Source organism: Acinetobacter amyesii (assembly GCF_023499985.1).
GTDB classification, from domain to species: domain Bacteria; phylum Pseudomonadota; class Gammaproteobacteria; order Pseudomonadales; family Moraxellaceae; genus Acinetobacter; species Acinetobacter amyesii.
This window is the reverse complement of sequence record NZ_JAMCOU010000018.1, coordinates 1-18,474: the sequence shown is the minus strand read 5'-3', so window position 1 is coordinate 18,474 and position 18,474 is coordinate 1. Positions and strand designations below refer to the sequence as shown.

The following is an 18,474-nucleotide window of genomic DNA, read 5'->3' as shown; positions in this document are numbered from 1 at the left end:
CTCTCCTTATACCAACTCAATAATCGTTGCGATGCCCATACCGCCACCCACGCAAAGTGTTGCTAAGCCGCGTTTTTTACCTTGGCGTTCTAGTTCATCCATCAGGGTGCCTAAAATCATGGCGCCTGTTGCACCCAGCGGATGTCCTAATGCAATTGCGCCGCCATTCACATTGACTTTGGCAGGGTCCACCTTGAGTTCGGTGATAAAACGCATCACCACAGCTGCAAAAGCTTCATTCACTTCAAATAGGTCAATATCATCAATGGTTAGGCCAGCTTTGGCTAAGGCTTTACGCGCAGCAGGTGCAGGGCCAGTCAGCATAATGGTTGGGTCTGCACCCACCAATGCAGTGGCAAGCACTTTGGCACGCGGTTTTAGGGCTTGTTCTTTGATCGCTTTTTCAGAGGCAAGCAATACTACGGCAGCACCATCAACGATGCCCGATGAGTTCCCCGCATGGTGTACATGGTTGACTGCGCCGACTTCAGGATATTTTTGCAAGGCAATGGCATCAAAGCCCATTTGCCCCATCATGGCAAAACTTGGGTTGAGCTTGCCCAAGCCTTCTGCTGTGGTCGTTGGTTTAATAAATTCATCTTTGGCTAAAACAGTGACGCCTGCTTTGTCTTTAACTGGAACGACAGATTTGTCAAAATAACCCTTGGCTTGGGCTGCTGCGGCTTTTTGCTGAGAGTTGGCTGCAAAGGCATCCACATCTGCTCGGCTATAACCGTCAATGGTGGCAATTAAATCTGCCCCAATGCCTTGTGGTATAAAATCACAGGCCATATTGGTTTCAGGGTCGAGCGCCCAAGGGCCGCCATCTGAGCCCATTGGCACACGAGACATCGACTCAACACCGCCAGCCACTACAAGGTCTTCCCAGCCAGAGCGGACTTTTTGCGCTGCCATATTGACGGCTTCTAAACCTGATGCACAAAAACGGTTGATTTGAACGCCTGCCACATCATTGTCCCAACCTGCTGCAATGGCTGCGGTTTTGGCAATGTCTGCGCCTTGGTCACCAATGGGGGTTACACAGCCCAGTACAATGTCGTCAACTGCAGCGGTGTCAAATTGATGTCGGTTTTGTAATTCGTTCAATAAACCGGTCAGTAGGCTAATCGGTTTAACGGCATATAGTGAACCGTCTTTTTTTCCTTTGCCGCGCGGTGTGCGAATGGCATCAATGATGTAAGCCTCGCTCATAATCCTGTCCCTATGATCTATAAATTTTTATTGGTTTTTTGAGTGTACGGATTAATCAACCTAGTGCAATGATGAGAACGGGCGAGTCGTTTGATATTTTTGGTCAACGCTTGCTGCTGAATAAGATAAAAATCAACCTGCACATTGAAAGCGAGGATCGGTTAAGATCAGTTGCTATCGATTCAGTACATATTGAAGATCTGCTTATGCATAAAAATGTGAAGCGAGTGTTGAAAGGTCTAGCTTGGCTAGTACTAGTAGGCTGCTTAGGTTTTGTATGCATGATCGGTTTTTATATTTATATGATCTATCGCATTCATCCCTCAGATGAGGGGACGGGCGGTTTAGCCTGTGAGTATGATCGAAATGATCATGTGACCAAGGCAGAAATGTATCGGATACAGGATGGTAAACGCGTGATCACGCCCGTCGATCCATTGCTTTGTCAAAAACAACGTGCAGATTTTCCGAAATAAAAAAACCTGATCGAGATCAGGTTTTAGAGAATGCTATTTTTGAATGTTGCTTAGTGATAACCATGTAATTGGCGATATAGGCCTGGTGTTACACCGGTCCACTTTTTAAATGCACGGTGGAAAGTACTTGTTTCACTAAAGCCGACTTGCTGTGCAACATCTTCAAGCGTTAAGTCTGGGTTAAGCAATAAGTGAATTGCAGCATCTCGACGTAAAGCATCTTTTACACCTTGGTAGCTCTTACCTTCAGCGGCTAAACGACGACGTAGTGTTTGCGGAGATAGATACAGCATTGAAGCAACATCGTTCAAGGTTGGCATTTCTTCGCCAATTTGACTCTTCAGCACATCACGGATACGAGATGTTAATGAATTGGTATTTTTAAATTTAACCAATAACTGTGCAGGAGCCGCTTTTAAGAATTCTTCAAGCGTTTCTTCGTTTTGACGAATGGGTAAATCTAAATAATCCGCTGCAAATGTAATTTCAGTTCGTGGTGTATCAAACTGCATGACAGGTGCAAAAAACAAGGCATCATATTCGTCAGCATGTTCAGGACGTTCATAACCGAAGTGAACACGCTCTAAAGGCAGACGACGTTCAATCAACCAAGAAGCGAGACCATGCCAAATCATCAGCATACTTTCTGTAATGAAATGGTCTGGGTCCATAGATTTTGGAATTTGAGGAACTAAACGTGCTTCGTGCTTATCACGTTCTAGTGTCACCGACCATTCATCGCCAAACAGTTTGTAGAACTGCGAAGACAATTCGAGTGCATCACCGAGGGTTTTTGCATGAATAATCAATTGGCACATAATGGCAAAAGTACCCAAGCGGCGCGGTTGAATATCAAAACCGACATGTTCGTCTTGAGTCACCATCCACAACATTTTAATAAAACGTGTGTATTGTTCAGGTGAAATACGGGCTTTGGGTTGGCGTAGAAGTTCAGCCTCAATGCCAACATGAGACAATAAAGTTTCGACATCCATGCCGAGACGTTTCACACCAGTTAAGGCTGCGTTGACGAAATGGATACTGATCGTATCACGACTCATGTTTAATCCTTCAGTCTCTTTAATGTTCACAAATGTTTGACCTAAATGACGCTAAAAAAAGAAATCATGGCAATTTACAACAGCGGTTTTGCCATTTTTACATGGTAAATTGCCGAAACTATCAAGGTAAATGGCTGAACATGACATTGTTTTAATCATTTTATATTTCTACCATGGATAAAAAATCTACACAATTAGAGAAAAATATCCATGGAAGCTGCTTTAAAAGGATTGAAAGTACTCGACTTTTCGACATTACTCCCAGGGCCATTTGCGACCTTGTATTTGGCTGACATGGGTGCGGAAGTTGTGCATATTGAGTCACCGACGCGTCCCGATCTGGTTCGTTTGATGCCACCTTATGCCAATGGGCAAGCCACAGCGCATAGTTATTTAAATCGCAATAAACAATCCATCGCATTAGATTTAAAAGATCCGAAAAGTATTGAATTGATCAAAGCCAAAATTTCAGATTTTGATATTGTGGTAGAACAATTTCGTCCAGGTGTCATGCAACGCTTGGGTTTGGATTATGCAGATTTGGCCGAAATTAATCCGCGACTTATTTACTGCTCGATTACGGGTTATGGTCAAACCGGACATTACAAAGACCGTGCAGGGCATGACATCAATTACTTGGCTTTATCAGGCATTTCAGGTCATAGCGGACGCCAAGATAGTGGCCCGCCACCGATGGGGATTCAAATTGCCGATGTGGCAGGCGGATCAATGCATGCGATTACTGGCATCTTAGCTGCGGTGATTGAGCGTTACCGGAGCGGCTTAGGACAATATATTGATATTTCCATGACCGATTGCGCTGTCGCATTGAACAATATGGCTGCAACTGGCGTATTGGCTGCCAATGCGGTAACCGCGGCAGAGACGGCACATCTGAATGGCGGAAGTTTCTATGACTATTATCGAACCCAAGATGGTCGCTATCTGTCTATAGGTGGTTTGGAGCCACAGTTTTTACATGGATTGGCGCAAATTCTAGATTTACCCGCTTTAGCAACGCAAGGCATGTCATTTGATCCGCAAGACCAGACTGAAATTAAGCATGCAATTGCCCGAAAAATACTAACCAAAACATGGGCTGAGTGGAAAAAGATTTTTGCCTCTCAAGATGTCTGTGTGGAACCAGTTTTAAGTTTGGACGAAGCTCTAAATTCACAATTGGCCCAAGAGCGACATTGGTGTGTTGAAGTTCCGCTACAAGAAGGCGACACAATGACACAAACTCAACTGGCATGTCCGATTAAATTTTCTAGATCAGCATTGATTTATACCCATGTGGGTAAAACTTTAGGTGCGGATAATTGGTTATGAATGGTATAAAAAAAGGTGATAAGTTAAACAATAAAACCTTTAAAATCTCTTAATTAGATAAATATCTATATAAATATTGAGTGTTGTTAACAAAAAAATAAATAAATTATACAAATGTGAGAGTATTATGTGAACTATTAACACAATTGGTATATAGGTCTCCAAATGAAAATAGCTGTGAGTAAACTTGGATCTTTATATCTTAGCCTCGGAATAATGCTTGCGGGTTCAGCAACCCAAGCGGCAACTGCTGCAGATGCTTTCAGTTCTGAAAGCCCATGGATGTTCGGTGATTGGAACGGTCAACGAACAGCGCTTCAACAGAAAGGTTACGATTTTAGTTTTAGTTATGGTGGCGAATTAGCTACTTTGTTAGATGCAAAGCATGCTTCAAGTCATGGCACTGAATATGCGGACCAATTCGCGATCGGGGCACATCTCGATTTAGAAAAAATTGCGGGTTGGAAAGATACCGAAGCGCAAATCAATATCACTGAACGTAATGGTCGTTCATTGTCTCAAACTTCAGATGCATTAAATGGTCATTTAAGTGCAACACAAGAAGTGTGGGGTCGTGGTCAAACTTGGCGTTTGACTGATTTTTGGATCAAGAAAAAATTCTTAGACCAAAAATTAGATATTAAAGTCGGTCGTTTTGGTGAAGGTGAAGATTTCAACAGCTTTGACTGTGACTTTCAAAACTTAGCACTTTGTGGTTCACAAGTGGGTAACTGGGTCGGTGACCAATGGTACAACTGGCCAGTCAGCCAATGGGCTGCTCGCGTGAAATATAACATTCAGCCTGAACTCTATGCACAAGTCGGGGGTTATGAATACAACCCTGAAAATCTAAAACGTGGTAAAGGTTGGAACTTGAGTACTGATGGTTCTAAAGGTGCGATTATTCCTGCTGAAGTGGTGTGGACTCCAAAAGTGGGGATACAAAAGCTACCGGGTGAATACCGTGCAGGTTACTACTACAGTACCGCTGATGCCGATGTCATTGATAGCCCAGTAAATGAAAAAGATCACCATCAAGGTGGTTGGATTGTGGCGAAACAACAACTGACAGCACACAAAGACGATGCTTCACGTGGCTTAAGCGGTTTTGTGAATGTCACCGTGCATGACTCAGACACCAACAATGTGAGTGATATGCAAAACATTGGCTTGGTCTACAAAGGTGCATTCGATGCACGTCCTCAGGATGAAATTGCGATTGGTTTAGGTCGTATCAGCATTAATGATGATGTGAATGATGCCAATATTGCCAATAACAGCGTTGATGCACGCGGTCTACAAAGTGAAGAGTATGACGCAGAAATTTACTACGGTATTCATGCAGCAAACTGGCTGACTATTCGTCCAAATATTCAATATATCCGTCACGTCGGTGCTTACAAAAATGGTGAGAATGCGTGGGTCGGCGGTATCAAATTTCAAACAGCATTTTAATTGATGTCAAATTAGAGTTCTTATAAAAGCAATTCGGTAATTCTGAGAAAAATTACGATATTTCCTCTTGAATTGTTTTTGTAACAACTTCTCTTTGCGACATAAAAACGGTGGTGTGTTGAATGTGTTTCACGCACCAAATACAACATTCGACAATAGAGGTGGTCAACATGAGCAACCCATCTACCGGAACTGGGATGCGAACATTTACCGTCGTTGTGATGGCAATTTTCGCCTTGGTTCTATTGATTGGTGGTATCTGGCTGGCAGTCCTTGGCGGTTCTTGGTACTACATTATCGCCGGCCTGTTAATGCTGGCTTCAGCAATATACTTAAGAAAAATTCAAAACAGTTCTTTATACATTTATGCAGCGTTGATGCTGGGTACAGTGATTTGGGGACTTTGGGAGGCAGGGTCTGACTTTTGGGCACTTGCACCGCGTTTTGATATTTTAGGCTTATTGGGCCTTTGGTTACTGATTCCTGCCGTGACACGCGGTATGGAAAATGGCAAAACTGCGAAAATTACATTATCAGGCACACTGGTGATTGCGATTATCGTGATGATCTATTCAATTTTTAATGATCCGCAAGAAATTCACGGTGAAATTAAAAATGCACAACCTCAAACAGCCAAAGCGATTGAGGGTATTGCTCCTGAAGATTGGCCTGCCTATGGTCGTACACAAGGTGGTGTACGTTATTCTCCACTCACCCAAATCAATAGCGACAACGTTAAAGATTTAGAAGTAGCATGGACTTTCCGTACAGGTGAGTTACCAACAGAAAATGACTCAGGTGAAACCACAAACCAAGTCACTCCGATTAAAGTCGGCAATGACATGTTTATGTGTACAACTCACCAACGTTTAATTGCACTTGATCCTGCGACAGGTAAACAAAAATGGGCATTCGATCCAAAACTTAAAGCGGACAATACCTATCAACATTTAACATGTCGTGGTGTGTCTTATTTTGACGCAGCAAATACCACTCAGTTTGCAAAAAGCTTAGAGAACAAACGCTCGACTTCAACTGAATGTCCGCGCAAAGTTATCTTGCCTGTAAATGATGGTCGTTTGGTTGCAGTCAATGCTGACACAGGTAAAGCATGTAGTGATTTTGGTCATAACGGCGAAGTCGATCTACAAAAAGATATGCCTTATCCGTATCCGGGCGGTTATATCCCAACTTCACCTCCAGTGGTTACTGGCACAACCATTGTGATAGGCGGTTCAACTACCGATAACTTCTCGACTAAAGAGCCATCTGGTGTCATCCGTGGTTATGATGTCAATACCGGTGAATTATTGTGGATCTTTGATACAGGGGCGGAAGATCCAAATGCCATGCCAGGCGAAGGTCAAAAATACTCTGTAGCCTCACCGAATGCATGGGCACCTTTAGCATATGACGAAAAACTTGACATCGTTTATGTGCCAACAGGTGTAGGCACACCAGACATTTTTGGTGGTCACCGTACGCCATTAGATGAACGCTATGCAAACTCAATGCTTGCGATCAATGCATCGACTGGTAAATTGATTTGGAACTTCCAAACCACACATCATGATTTGTGGGATATGGATGTACCATCACAACCTTCATTGGCAGATATCAAAGATAAATCGGGTAATACTGTTCCTGCGATTTATGTCTTAACCAAAACAGGTAATGCATTCGTCCTTGACCGTCGTACTGGTAAAGCGATTGTGCCAATCACCGAAAAAGCGGTTCCACAAACTGTAAAACGTGGTCCACAAACTAAAGGTGAGCATTATTCTGCAACTCAACCGTTCTCTGATTTTGATTTAGCACCAAAAGATAAATTGACTGATAAACAAATGTGGGGTGCCACTATGTTTGACCAGTTGATGTGTCGTGTGTATTTCAAATCATTAAACTACGACGGTATTTATACACCACCTTCTGAAAATGGCACATTGGTATTCCCAGGTAACCTTGGGGTATTCGAATGGGGTGGTATGTCGGTGAACCAAGACCGTCAAGTTGCTGTGATGAACCCAATTGGCTTGCCATTTGTCACTAAGTTGATTCCTACAGATCCAAACCGTGAGCAAACTGCGAAAGGTGCGGGTACTGAACAAGGCGTGCAACCGATGTATGGCGTACCTTATGGTGTGGAAATCAAAGCCTTCTTGTCACCACTTGGCTTACCTTGTAAACAACCTTCATGGGGCTTTACTGCAGGTGTAGATTTAAATACACATGAAGTGGTCTGGAAAAAACGTATAGGTACAATTCGTGATAGTTTACCGAAATTGTTCCAATTACCTGCTGTGAAAATTGGTGTACCGGGTCTTGGTGGATCAATCTCGACTGCTGGTAATGTCATGTTTGTAGGCGCAACACAAGATAACTATATCCGTGCAATCAATGTAACGAATGGTGATACTTTGTGGGAAGGTCGTCTACCAGCAGGTGGTCAAGCGACTCCAATGACTTATGAAGCAAATGGTAAACAATATGTTGTGATCATGGCTGGTGGTCATGGTTCATTTGGTACAAAACTTGGTGATTACCTTGTTGCGTATGCTTTACCAGATAAAAAATAAGTGATTTTACATCGCTAAATAAAAAGCCCGATTTATCGGGCTTTTTATTGGCTGAAATTCTTTATGTAAATTTATGCTAAGTAATAGAAAAATAATTCAATATATTAATAAATAAAAAGTAAAGGACCGAAATCCGCTATATCAGTGAAATTGCGACAGTCTTATCAATAAAATCGCTATTAAATATGTAAAAAACGCATTTTCTTGATAGATAAAATCTCGTTATGCTGTGCATTGTTATAATAGAAATTACTAGCTGTACGCCATGTATTTATATACTGATTTTGACCAGCAACTGGTTAATGAACGTGTTGCACAGTTCCGTGATCAAACGGAACGTTATTTAGCAGGTAAATTGACGGAAGATGAATACCGTCCACTGCGTCTTCAAAACGGCCTTTATGTACAACGTTATGCACCGATGCTACGTATTGCAGTACCTTATGGCCTGATGAATTCTAAACAATTACGTAAAATTGCGTCATTGGCTCAGGACTATGACCGTGGTTATGCGCACGTATCTACTCGTCAAAACATTCAGTTTAACTGGCCTGCACTAGAAAATGTGCCTGATATGTTACAAGAGCTCGCATCTGTTCAAATGCATGCGATTCAAACTTCGGGTAACTGTATTCGTAACACAACCACTGACCAATATGCAGGTGTGGTTGCGGGTGAAATTGCTGACCCACGCCCAACGTGTGAATTGATTCGTCAATGGTCGACTTTCCACCCAGAATTCGCTTTCTTGCCACGTAAGTTCAAAATTGCAGTTTCAGCACTGGAAGAAACTGATCGTGCGGCAACGTCTTTCCATGATATCGGTGTGTATATCGTGAAAAATGAAGCAGGCGAGATTGGCTATAAAATCAAAGTTGGTGGTGGTTTAGGCCGTACCCCAGTGATTGGTAGCTTTATTCGTGACTTCTTGCCACGTGAAGATTTGATTGCTTATTTAGAAGCGGTACTTCGTGTATACAACTTACACGGTCGTCGTGATAACAAATATAAAGCGCGTATCAAAATTTTGGTGAAAGCATTAACACCAGAAGTATTTGCAGAGAAAGTGGAAGCTGAATTTGCACATACCATCAAAACTTTAAAAATTGATGCTGATACCTTGGCGAAAATGGATGAGAACTTCACACCATTTGATTACCAAGATTATGCGGATGAAGATTTCGCAGAGCAATTTGCCGCAGAGCCGAAATTTAAACAATGGTTCAACATCAACACCAATGCACATAAAGTCAAAGGTTACCGCATCGTTACGATTTCTTTGAAACGTGCGGGTATTGCACCGGGCGATATGACTGTTGAAGAAATGAACCTGATTGCTGACTTGGCTGACAAATATACCTTTGGTGAGTTCCGTACCACACATGAGCAAAACATTGCGCTTGTTGATGTACCGCAAAAAGATTTGTTTGATCTATGGAAAATCCTTGATCAACATAATCTTGCACGTGCGCATATTGGGTTCTTAACCGACATCATTTGCTGCCCAGGTGGTGATTTCTGTTCATTGGCAAATGCGAAATCGATTCCAATTTCTGAAGCCATTACACGTCGTTTTGATGACTTAGATACCATTTACAATTTAGGTAAATTGGATCTAAACATCTCTGGTTGTATGAATGCGTGTGGTCACCACCATGTCGGTAATATCGGTATTTTAGGTGTAGATAAAAAGGGTGCTGAGTTCTATCAAATCACTTTGGGTGGTAATGCCGACCATGATGCATCAATTGGTGACATCTTAGGCCCATCATTTGCAGCCGAAGTTGTACCAGACATCATTGAAGAAATCTTAAATACTTATCTAGACCTTCGTGCAGAAGGCGAAGAGTTTATTGATACTTACCGCCGTGTTGGAATCCAACCATTTAAGGAGCGTGCATATGCTTAATACAGCACTACAAGTCCTCTCTAAAGATGGCTCGATTGCAGACAATACTTACCAAGTCATTGGTGAAGATGGTGTGTTGCCACAAGGTGACGTGGTTTTAACAGTTGAGCAGTTAGATCAACTGGCGAATGTGTCTGGTAAAAAAGCACTTTTCGTAACGGTGGATGCTTCACCTGAAACCAATGAATTCCCGCTTGACCAGTTAGATGCTATTTTCATCGAATTTGCCGGTTTTAACGATGGTCGAGGTTACTCATTTGCTGCATTGTTACGTCGCCAAGGTTTTCAAGGCGAGCTACGTGCAACAGGTGATGTATTCAAAGATGTGTTGAACTACATGAAGCGTTCAGGTTTCGATACTTTTGTGGTGAAAGAAGGTAAAGATATTGCTGAAGCTGCTGGTGGCTTAGATGATTTTACCAATCCATATCAAGCTTCAACTGCAGTGCCGCAAGCGCATTATCAAACAGGTGCTTAAGTGCCATGATTGATTAAAAAAGCCTCCGTTCGGAGGCTTTTTTATTGATCGAAATACTTTTAATGAGTGATTATTCATTTTTAAGCTGGCAATTGACCATCCATTTAATGCCAAACTGATCGGTAAATGCGCCATACAGCGCGTCCCAGAAGGTCTTTTCGAGAGGCATTTCTATAGAGCCTCCTTTGGACAATGCATCAAACAATCGTTTGGCTTCAGCTTGTTCACTGCTTTCTAAATTAATCGAAATATAATGATTGCTGCCTACGGTAAAGGTTTGGTTGGTTTGTGCACAAAATTGTTCGTTGACATCTGAGGCCATCAGCACGGTAAATTCATTGATCGGTAGGGAAATATGCATAATCTTTTGCTGATCTGCATCGGATAGTGAAATGCCTTCCTCAGCAGGCATATCACCATAACGCATCACATTGAGGAACTCTCCACCAAATACAGAACGATAAAAATTAAAGGCTGCCTCGGTATTGCCTTGAAAATTCAAGTAGTGATTGAGCTGCATGGTGGTCATCCATTTTTATTATGTCGACATTTATTTTAAGAGCCTTGGCTGAGCTGTATGTGAACAATTTATGTCTAAAATGTAAGCATAAAAAATCCCTCTTACAGAGGGATTTTCAGTCTCCCTCCTTTATTAAAGGAGGGGTTAGGGGAGGATTAAAGAATATTCCCTCTAAATCGGCCTTTGTGAAGGGAGTCAGCAGAGGATTAAAGCAATTCAATCGCCACAGCAGTCGCTTCACCACCGCCAATACACAGCGCTGCAATACCACGTTTACCGCCTGTACGTTTTAATGCATGGATCAGCGTTAAGATAATGCGTGAACCTGTAGAACCAACAGGATGTCCAAGCGCACAAGCACCCCCGTTGATATTTACTTTTTCAGCATCTAATTTAAATTCATCAATAGGGCACATCGTGACCATGGCAAAAGCTTCATTAATTTCCCATAAATCGACATCAGCAACATTCCAACCCGATTTATCTAGAACTTTTTGAATTGCGCCTACAGGTGCAATGGTAAATTCTGAAGGATGCTGTGAATTTGATGCATAAGCCACAATTTTTGCGAGCGGATTTAAACCTTTTGCTGAAGCTTGATCTGCTGATGTTAAAACTAAAGCAGATGCGCCATCAGAAATAGAACTGGCATTGGCAGCGGTAATCGTTCCATCTTTAGCAAAAGCAGGGCGCAGCGTTGGAATTTTTTCGATATTAGCGTTAAAAGGCTGTTCGTCTTTATCGATAATCACATCGCCTTTACGACTCGAAACAGTGACAGGCACGATTTCGTCAGCAAAATAACCCTCAGTAATTGCAGTTTGCGCACGTTTAAGCGAGCGAATGGCGAAGTCATCCATTTGTTCACGTGTATAGCCTTTTGTGTTTGCCATATCCTGCGCAAAAGAACCCATGAGTCGGCCCGTTTCTGCATCTTCTAAACCATCTAAGAACATATGATCTTTAACGTCACCGTGGCCCATACGGTAGCCAGCTCGTGCTTTGGTTAAAACATAAGGGGCATTGGTCATTGACTCCATACCACCTGCAACCACGACTTGAGCCGAACCTGCCTTAATCATATCTGCCGCTTGCATCACGGCCTTCATACCTGAACCACACAGCTTGTTGATGGTTACGGCACCAGTTGAATCTGGAAGACCGGCTTTACGCATCGCTTGACGGGCAGGACCTTGTTTCAGACCAGCCGGAAGCACACAGCCCATAATGACTTCTTCAACATCTGTCGGTTGTATACCCGCGCGTTCGATGGCTGCTTTAATCGTAACTGCGCCTAATTCTGGTGCAGTGACAGCGGCTAAACTCCCTTGAAAACCACCCATTGCTGTACGGGCACCATTCACGATGACGATATCAGTCATTACATGTCTCCATTTTCTTATACATTAATTTTTGAATACGTCAGCAGTATAAGTAAAATTGAACAGGAATAAAGCAAATTTAAAAGGCTGCTTTGGACTCACCGGTTCTCAAATTAGCAACTGATTGGGTTTTCAAATCGTAAATGTCCCATTCGACTTAAGACTGCTCGGATCGGTTGAAGCGTTGATTTCGAACAGTAGTAGAAACTACCATTTGAACCATTGGGTAAACCGGAGCTGGCTTGAAAGGTGAGACTTGGAATGTGTAGAGTCCCACGCCAAGAGAGATCGCCATATTTTAAATTGAGTTTGTCTTGTCGTAATATTTTTTCATTTGCATCGACTTGACGGTTTTTATTACTGTCAATAAATATGATCAGTCCACTGTTCCAGTTGTTAGGTTGGCAAAGTTTAAAGTCAAGACTAGGACAAATCACAATATTGGAGTGATAAATTGTGGCCTGAGCTCGTGCGAATGCATTGTGATTTTGAATAGTCGATTTGATGTTATTCGCTTCTCGCTGCGCCATTAAATTGTTGAAATGTGGTAAAGCTATCGTCACGATAATGACCATAATCGCAATTGAGACCAAAAGTTCAAATAACGTAAAGCCGGTTTCTTTATTGTAAAGCATTGATTTAATCCAAAATTTAATATTATTTTTATATGTCTAATGTTATATGTGTTTTTAATGGCGATATTAATTTTGAGTATAGAATTTTATTACTCAATTTTAGATAAAGCTGTTAAAATGAAAATAGCAAGTGACAATAGGCGATTCACTGCTCAAAATTGAGTAAAAATTTACCGAATTACAACGGAAATTGTAAGTAATTTTGTCAATAATTTACTTGATTAGATTAATCAAGCACTTGGAAAAAGAAAAAAGTGTTTGTATGATTCAGCGTGAATAGCTTAAAAAAAAAACTGGGGTATAAGAAAGCCTATCTCAGGATAGCCAATTTTTCGGCTTGAGCTTGAACAACAATTGTTATCTCTGGAGGATAAATCCATGAAAATGAGTCGTATTGCATTAGCAATGCTCGTAGCTGCTCCTTTAGCAGCTGCAAACGCAGGCGTAACTGTTACTCCATTAATGCTTGGTTACACTTTCCAAGATTCTCAACACAACAACAGCCGTGGCAACTTAACTGATAGCCCTGAGCTACAAGACGACTTGTTTGTTGGTGCAGCTCTTGGTGTTGAATTAACTCCATGGTTAGGTTTCGAAGCTGAATACAACCAAGTTAAAGGTGATGTAGACGTTGATCAAGGCGAATACAAGCAAACTCAAATTAACGGTAACTTTTATGCTACTTCTGATTTGATCACTAAAAACTATGACAGCAAAGTTAAGCCATATGTATTATTAGGTGCTGGTCACTACAAATACAAATTTGATGATGCTGCAGCACGTGGTATTAATGGTCCTGATCGTGGTACTACTGAAGAAGGTACTTTAGGTAATGCTGGTCTAGGTGCTTTCTGGCGCTTAAACGATGCTTTATCTCTACGTACTGAAGCTCGTGCTACTTACAACATCGATGAAGATTTCTGGAACTACACAGCTTTAGCTGGTCTTAACGTAGTTCTTGGCGGTCACTTGAAACCTGCTGCTCCTGTAGTTGAAGTTGCTCCTGTAGCTCCAGTTGCTCCAGTTGCTCCAGCTCCTCAAGAGTTGACTGAAGATCTTAACATGGAACTTCGTGTGTTCTTTGATACAAACAAATCAAACATCAAAGATCAATACAAACCTGAAATCGCTAAAGTAGCTGAAAAATTGGGCGAATACCCTAATGCTACAGCTAAAATCGAAGGTCACACAGACAACACTGGTCCACGTGCTCTAAACGAACGTTTATCACTAGCTCGTGCTAACTCTGTTAAATCTTCACTTGTTAACGAATACAACGTTGACCCAGCTCGTTTATCTACTCAAGGTTTCGCGTGGGATCAACCGATCGCTGACAACAACACTAAAGAAGGCCGTGCTATGAACCGTCGCGTATTCGCTACGATTTCTGGTAGCCGTACTGTAGTGGCTCAACCTGGTCAAGCTCAATAATTTGAGTTTAACTTCGGTTAGAAAAAAGCGGCTCTTTTGAGTCGCTTTTTTTTTAATTTAAAAAAGGGACTTAAATTTGGCTAACAGGCACTAACTAAAATGCGTTATTAACTTTTGAATAATTTTTGGATGTAAAAGGATTTATCTATTCAAAGGCAATAAAGCATGTAAAAATTCAAACTATTTGTATATTAATTAATCATTTATTTGCCTAAGAGCTTTAATTGAACATACACAGATTGTATTTATTTTTTTATAAAAGCAATAAAAAACAATTATTTACATTTGTATTATCTACAATTTATAAAAAATGAATATTTATATTTTTCATTAAAAAAGTATAATCATCGGGATTTATAATGCAGTTAAGAATTATTATAAATATAATAATGATTCTTATTCAAATAAATTAAGCGTTCAACAATGATCAATTTTCCAAAAACTCATTTAGTCCGTGCGATTTCAATCGCGATCTTAGGGGTGGGTACATCTGCAGTAGTAAATGCAGCAGAGCGAACCGTGCTTGAAACAATTGAAGTTGAAGTGCCAGCCGAAAAGCAGCTTGCAAATGGAAAATTGAAAGCGCAGACAGACCTTGGTGCACTGGGAAATAAAAAAATTGTTGATACGCCTTTTAGCGTTGCTGCATATAGTGAAAAGTTAATTGAAGAACAGCAGGCTAGGACAGTTGGTGAAGTTTTAAAAAATGATGCGAGTATCCGTATTACCACCAACCAAGGTCATATAAACGAAAACTTTAATATTCGTGGCTTTGACATCAATCACGATGACATTGCACTCAATGGTATATACGGTATGGCGCCTTATGGACGCGTACCGACTGAATTTCTAGATTCGGTAACGGTTTTAAAAGGCCCGAATGCCTTGGTTGCAGGTATGTCGCCTGCTGGTGGGGTCGGTGGTGTGGTCATCGCTAAAACTAAGCGTGCAGATAAAGAAAAAACTCAAGTTTCAGCTTCAATGGAAGAAGGTGGTTTTTACCAATCAGGTTTTGACGTTTCGCGACGTTTTGGTGCTGAAAAAGAATTTGGTCTACGTGTGAATGGTGCTTATGGTCAAGGTGAGCACATTATTGAAGGCATGGAAGATAAACATGCATCAGGTGCAATTGCTGCAGACTATACAACGGATAAGTTAAAACTTAATTTTGATGCCTATGCGGTACGTGATGATCGTAATGGTGGGTCACCTGCAATGGTCGCGTTCGGCGTGAAAGACGCACATGGTCATATCTATAATGGCGTACTTGATGCGCCTAAAGGCGATACCAATTATTTTAGTAATTTAGAAGGTCATACAGATAGTGAGTTTGTAGGATTAAGTGGTGAATATGCATTTACACCTGATTTAAATGTGTATGCAGGTGTAGGGCATATTGAAAAGGCCTATAGCGGACACATTTTTGGTACGCGTCTTATCGTAGGGCAAGCTGATGGTCATGCTACTTCACAGTACTATCGTACAGGGTCATCTGAGTCGATTACATCAGCCAATACAGGTTTCCAATATAAGTTTAATACAGGTGCTGTAAAACATGCCTTAAATGTAAGAGCTGACTACTTGACCAAAGAAACAGATCAGCATGTGAAAGCGACGCAAGAGAATATTGAGTCAACCAATTTATATGATCCTAACACCACTATCGGTATGCCTTCAGCTTATCCTGTGGTTCAACCAAACTTAGACAATAAATATGTCAGCTATACGGTGTCTGATCAGATTTCGATGTTAAATGATAAATTGCAGCTGATTGTTGGTGCACGCTATCAGGATATCGATACCAAGAATTTACAAAGAAAGACTGGCTATCAAGATGATAAAATTTCGCCAAGCTTAGGTGTCGTGGTTAAACCTTTTGGTGAGAATCTTTCTATTTATGCAAACTATGTAGAGGGACTTTCTGAAGGGGTAACGGTGAATAACGTTGCAGATGCCAACAATAATGTCACCTTTGCGCCATTCCAAACCAAACAATATGAATTGGGTGCAAAATATCAAGTAGGTTCTTGGTTGAATACATTTGCCCTTTATCAAATTGAAAAACCATCGACCATGGTATCTTCATATTCTGATGGTCAACCCAATAGTACAATCAATCAAATTACCACAGATGATGCAGAAACACGTTCACATGGCGTGGAATGGGCATTTTCAGGAGAGATTTATACAGGTCTAAATCTGATGGGTAGTTTGGCTTATATCGATGCTGAATATACCAAAGCAGCGGTGAAAAATGGTGTAACTAATCAAGGCAATACGGTATATGGTATTCCTGACTTTACCGCAACGCTTGGCTTAGATTATGCGGTACCTTATGTAGATGGTTTAAATGTGAATGCGCGTGCAAATTATGTGAGTGAACAATATTTAAATGAAACTAATAGTCTTAAACTACCAGACTACACAATTTTAGATCTAGGTGCGCGTTATAAAACCAATTTGGGTGGTGTAAATACTACATTCTTAGCCAATGTTGATAACGTGACTGATGAGAAATATTGGGAAGGTACATTCAACTCAGGTTATGCCTTAGTGGGTGGTCCACGTACCTATAAAGTCGGCGTGACTTTTGATTTCTAAGTTAGATTAGTTTTTTTAATATAAAAAGCCACCTATTCAAGGTGGCTTTTTTGCAAATGAATGATTTACGGAATATATTGCTTCACCACACCGTCATCGAGGAGTTGTTGGAAATGCTCAACCACACTGTTTTGAATATTGCGGTATTCGATCCCTAATTCTTTCTTGCTCTTATCTGCATTAAAGTAAATTGGGTAGCCCATATTGAGTTCAACAAATTTACGTGGGAAACCCGCAAGAGGGCCAAATGCTTTAAAGGCAAACTTCGGTAAGGTATTGCGTGGAAAAGGAAATTTATTACCAAAATGCGAGCGTAATATTTTCCCCATTTCTAATAAACTTAAAGTACCACCGCTAATGATATAACGACCTGATGCTTTAGGGTTTAATGCTGCTTGTACGTGCGCATCGGCGACATCACGGACATCGACAATTCCATTCCACATTGGTGGAACACCCGCCAAAGTCATACCGTTGGCAAACTGCTGTAAAACCTCAACACTGCCAGACTGAGTCGATGCTGTTAATGAAGGGCCCATCACTAAGGCTGGATTTACACAAACCAAATCCCAGCGTTGTTGTGCTTTTTGCATATCCCATGCTTTTCGCTCTGCCATAACTTTTGAATACGGATAAGGCTGATGCGTCTCAGAGCTAGAAGTGTTCCAATGCGATTCATCAAATTCATTATGCTCGGTCTGTAGAATATCAATAGCATCACCATAGGTTGATGCGATGCTTGAAGTCACGACAACACGTTGTACAGATTCTGTTTTATTGACACTGTTGAGTACATTTTCAGTGCCTAAAATAGCCGGCTCAATAATGTCTTTTATTGCGTCTTTATAGTTGGTCACAACAAAAGGGGATGCCATATGGATCACAATGTCACAACCTTGCATGGCTGAATCAAATGCACCCTCATCCAATAAATTGGCTTGAAACAGTTTTAAAGCGCCAGTTGTTTTAGCTGCAATTTTTTCGAGATGTGCAAATCCTGATGTTTTATTCAGATCTCGAACTGTGGCATGCACTGTATGACCTAATTCAAGTAAGTTTTTAATGACCCAACTGGCAATATAGCCTGTCGCGCCTGTGACGAGTATCTGTCTTGTTGTCTTGCTATTCATATTCTTCAACTTTAATTGACGCATTTTTTTATCATATTGAGAATATTTAGTTTTGTCTTTGATTGATTTGAAAAAATATATGTTGATGATTGGGTTTAATGCGCACTAAATTCAGCAGAGAATGCATGTGAATGCTGTAAAAGTACTTTTTTATTAAGCCTCTTTCATAAATCAAAAAACGAACAGTCTCTTGCTGATTATTTGTACCGAAGAATTTTAAATATTCATGCATAATCTGCGGATGAAATATATCGATTCAAAGAAGCTTTCTGAAAC

The 18,474-nt window shown here is 41.1% G+C and carries 14 protein-coding genes; 8 read left to right on the top strand and 6 right to left on the bottom strand.

The genetic code is table 11. The annotated features are described in order from the left end of the window. Positions 1-6 precede the first annotated feature (6 nt). The gene (locus M5F03_RS04420; RefSeq protein ID WP_249706892.1) at positions 7-1,212 is read right to left on the bottom strand and encodes an acetyl-CoA C-acetyltransferase; all 1,206 of its coding nucleotides are present in this window, start codon (positions 1,210-1,212) and stop codon (positions 7-9) included. Positions 1,213-1,418: 206 nt separating this feature from the next. Here M5F03_RS04420 and M5F03_RS04415 point away from each other — a divergent pair, with 206 nt between their 5' ends. Continuing rightward, on the top strand, positions 1,419-1,688 hold the full coding sequence (locus M5F03_RS04415; protein ID WP_111885037.1) for a hypothetical protein: 270 nt from the start codon (positions 1,419-1,421) through the stop codon (positions 1,686-1,688). Between the two features lie 50 nt (positions 1,689-1,738). Here M5F03_RS04415 and M5F03_RS04410 read toward each other — a convergent pair whose 3' ends face one another. Further along, positions 1,739-2,749 carry an AraC family transcriptional regulator gene (locus M5F03_RS04410; RefSeq protein WP_078190094.1) on the bottom strand — a complete coding sequence of 337 codons (1,011 nt, stop codon included), beginning with the start codon at positions 2,747-2,749 and terminating at the stop codon, positions 1,739-1,741. A gap of 210 nt (positions 2,750-2,959) precedes the next feature. Here M5F03_RS04410 and M5F03_RS04405 point away from each other — a divergent pair, with 210 nt between their 5' ends. The 5 genes from M5F03_RS04405 to M5F03_RS04385 all read left to right on the top strand — a co-directional run bounded on the left by M5F03_RS04405 (position 2,960) and on the right by M5F03_RS04385 (position 10,499). Continuing rightward, on the top strand, positions 2,960-4,081 hold the full coding sequence (locus M5F03_RS04405) for a CaiB/BaiF CoA transferase family protein (protein ID WP_249706889.1): 1,122 nt from the start codon (positions 2,960-2,962) through the stop codon (positions 4,079-4,081). Between the two features lie 216 nt (positions 4,082-4,297). After that, a complete protein-coding gene (locus M5F03_RS04400) occupies positions 4,298-5,536 on the top strand; it encodes a carbohydrate porin (RefSeq protein ID WP_249706944.1) in 1,239 nt (412 codons plus the stop codon). A gap of 170 nt (positions 5,537-5,706) precedes the next feature. Next, complete coding sequence (locus M5F03_RS04395) at positions 5,707-8,112, top strand: glucose/quinate/shikimate family membrane-bound PQQ-dependent dehydrogenase (RefSeq protein WP_249706886.1); 2,406 nt, start codon at positions 5,707-5,709, stop codon at positions 8,110-8,112. A gap of 265 nt (positions 8,113-8,377) precedes the next feature. Beyond that, positions 8,378-10,021 carry a nitrite/sulfite reductase gene (locus M5F03_RS04390; protein WP_078194255.1) on the top strand — a complete coding sequence of 548 codons (1,644 nt, stop codon included), beginning with the start codon at positions 8,378-8,380 and terminating at the stop codon, positions 10,019-10,021. After that, positions 10,014-10,499 carry a DUF934 domain-containing protein gene (locus M5F03_RS04385; protein WP_249706882.1) on the top strand — a complete coding sequence of 162 codons (486 nt, stop codon included), beginning with the start codon at positions 10,014-10,016 and terminating at the stop codon, positions 10,497-10,499. The genes M5F03_RS04390 and M5F03_RS04385 overlap by 8 nt, the downstream gene beginning before the upstream one ends. Positions 10,500-10,569: 70 nt before the next feature. Here M5F03_RS04385 and M5F03_RS04380 read toward each other — a convergent pair whose 3' ends face one another. From M5F03_RS04380 to M5F03_RS04370, 3 genes are all read right to left on the bottom strand, one after another. After that, entirely contained in the window at positions 10,570-11,019 is a 450-nt protein-coding gene (locus tag M5F03_RS04380; protein WP_249706880.1) for a VOC family protein, read from the bottom strand. A gap of 206 nt (positions 11,020-11,225) precedes the next feature. Next, entirely contained in the window at positions 11,226-12,401 is a 1,176-nt protein-coding gene (locus M5F03_RS04375; RefSeq protein WP_180133919.1) for a thiolase family protein, read from the bottom strand. Positions 12,402-12,514: 113 nt separating this feature from the next. After that, positions 12,515-13,036 (bottom strand): GspH/FimT family pseudopilin, encoded by a 522-nt coding sequence (locus tag M5F03_RS04370; protein WP_180133920.1) that lies wholly within the window; start codon positions 13,034-13,036, stop codon positions 12,515-12,517. Positions 13,037-13,414: 378 nt separating this feature from the next. Between M5F03_RS04370 and omp38 the strand changes: the two genes are divergently transcribed. Together omp38 and M5F03_RS04360 are read left to right on the top strand one after the other, a co-directional pair. Continuing rightward, a complete protein-coding gene (omp38, locus tag M5F03_RS04365) occupies positions 13,415-14,467 on the top strand; it encodes an outer membrane protein Omp38 (protein WP_249706877.1) in 1,053 nt (350 codons plus the stop codon). A 423-nt stretch (positions 14,468-14,890) separates the two neighbouring features. Further along, positions 14,891-17,068, top strand: a complete 2,178-nt coding sequence (locus M5F03_RS04360) for a TonB-dependent receptor (RefSeq protein WP_249706875.1) — start codon at positions 14,891-14,893, stop codon at positions 17,066-17,068. 65 nt (positions 17,069-17,133) lie between these two features. On the opposite strand, the gene M5F03_RS04355 is transcribed toward M5F03_RS04360, so the two are convergent. Further along, positions 17,134-18,222, bottom strand: coding sequence for an SDR family oxidoreductase (locus tag M5F03_RS04355; protein WP_249706873.1), 1,089 nt, complete (start codon positions 18,220-18,222; stop codon positions 17,134-17,136). Between the last annotated feature and the right edge of the window lie 252 nt (positions 18,223-18,474).

Excerpts from the sequence above, each read along its gene's own strand:
- M5F03_RS04420 (WP_249706892.1), bottom strand. The coding sequence starts at position 1,212 with ATGAGCGAGGCTTACATCATTGATGCCATTCGCACACCGCGCGGCAAA.
- M5F03_RS04415 (WP_111885037.1), top strand. The coding sequence starts at position 1,419 with ATGCATAAAAATGTGAAGCGAGTGTTGAAAGGTCTAGCTTGGCTAGTA.
- M5F03_RS04410 (WP_078190094.1), bottom strand. The coding sequence starts at position 2,749 with ATGAGTCGTGATACGATCAGTATCCATTTCGTCAACGCAGCCTTAACT.
- M5F03_RS04405 (WP_249706889.1), top strand. The coding sequence starts at position 2,960 with ATGGAAGCTGCTTTAAAAGGATTGAAAGTACTCGACTTTTCGACATTA.
- M5F03_RS04400 (WP_249706944.1), top strand. The coding sequence starts at position 4,298 with ATGCTTGCGGGTTCAGCAACCCAAGCGGCAACTGCTGCAGATGCTTTC.
- M5F03_RS04395 (WP_249706886.1), top strand. The coding sequence starts at position 5,707 with ATGAGCAACCCATCTACCGGAACTGGGATGCGAACATTTACCGTCGTT.
- M5F03_RS04390 (WP_078194255.1), top strand. The coding sequence starts at position 8,378 with ATGTATTTATATACTGATTTTGACCAGCAACTGGTTAATGAACGTGTT.
- M5F03_RS04385 (WP_249706882.1), top strand. The coding sequence starts at position 10,014 with ATGCTTAATACAGCACTACAAGTCCTCTCTAAAGATGGCTCGATTGCA.
- M5F03_RS04380 (WP_249706880.1), bottom strand. The coding sequence starts at position 11,019 with ATGCAGCTCAATCACTACTTGAATTTTCAAGGCAATACCGAGGCAGCC.
- M5F03_RS04375 (WP_180133919.1), bottom strand. The coding sequence starts at position 12,401 with ATGACTGATATCGTCATCGTGAATGGTGCCCGTACAGCAATGGGTGGT.
- M5F03_RS04370 (WP_180133920.1), bottom strand. The coding sequence starts at position 13,036 with ATGCTTTACAATAAAGAAACCGGCTTTACGTTATTTGAACTTTTGGTC.
- omp38 (WP_249706877.1), top strand. The coding sequence starts at position 13,415 with ATGAAAATGAGTCGTATTGCATTAGCAATGCTCGTAGCTGCTCCTTTA.
- M5F03_RS04360 (WP_249706875.1), top strand. The coding sequence starts at position 14,891 with ATGATCAATTTTCCAAAAACTCATTTAGTCCGTGCGATTTCAATCGCG.
- M5F03_RS04355 (WP_249706873.1), bottom strand. The coding sequence starts at position 18,222 with ATGCGTCAATTAAAGTTGAAGAATATGAATAGCAAGACAACAAGACAG.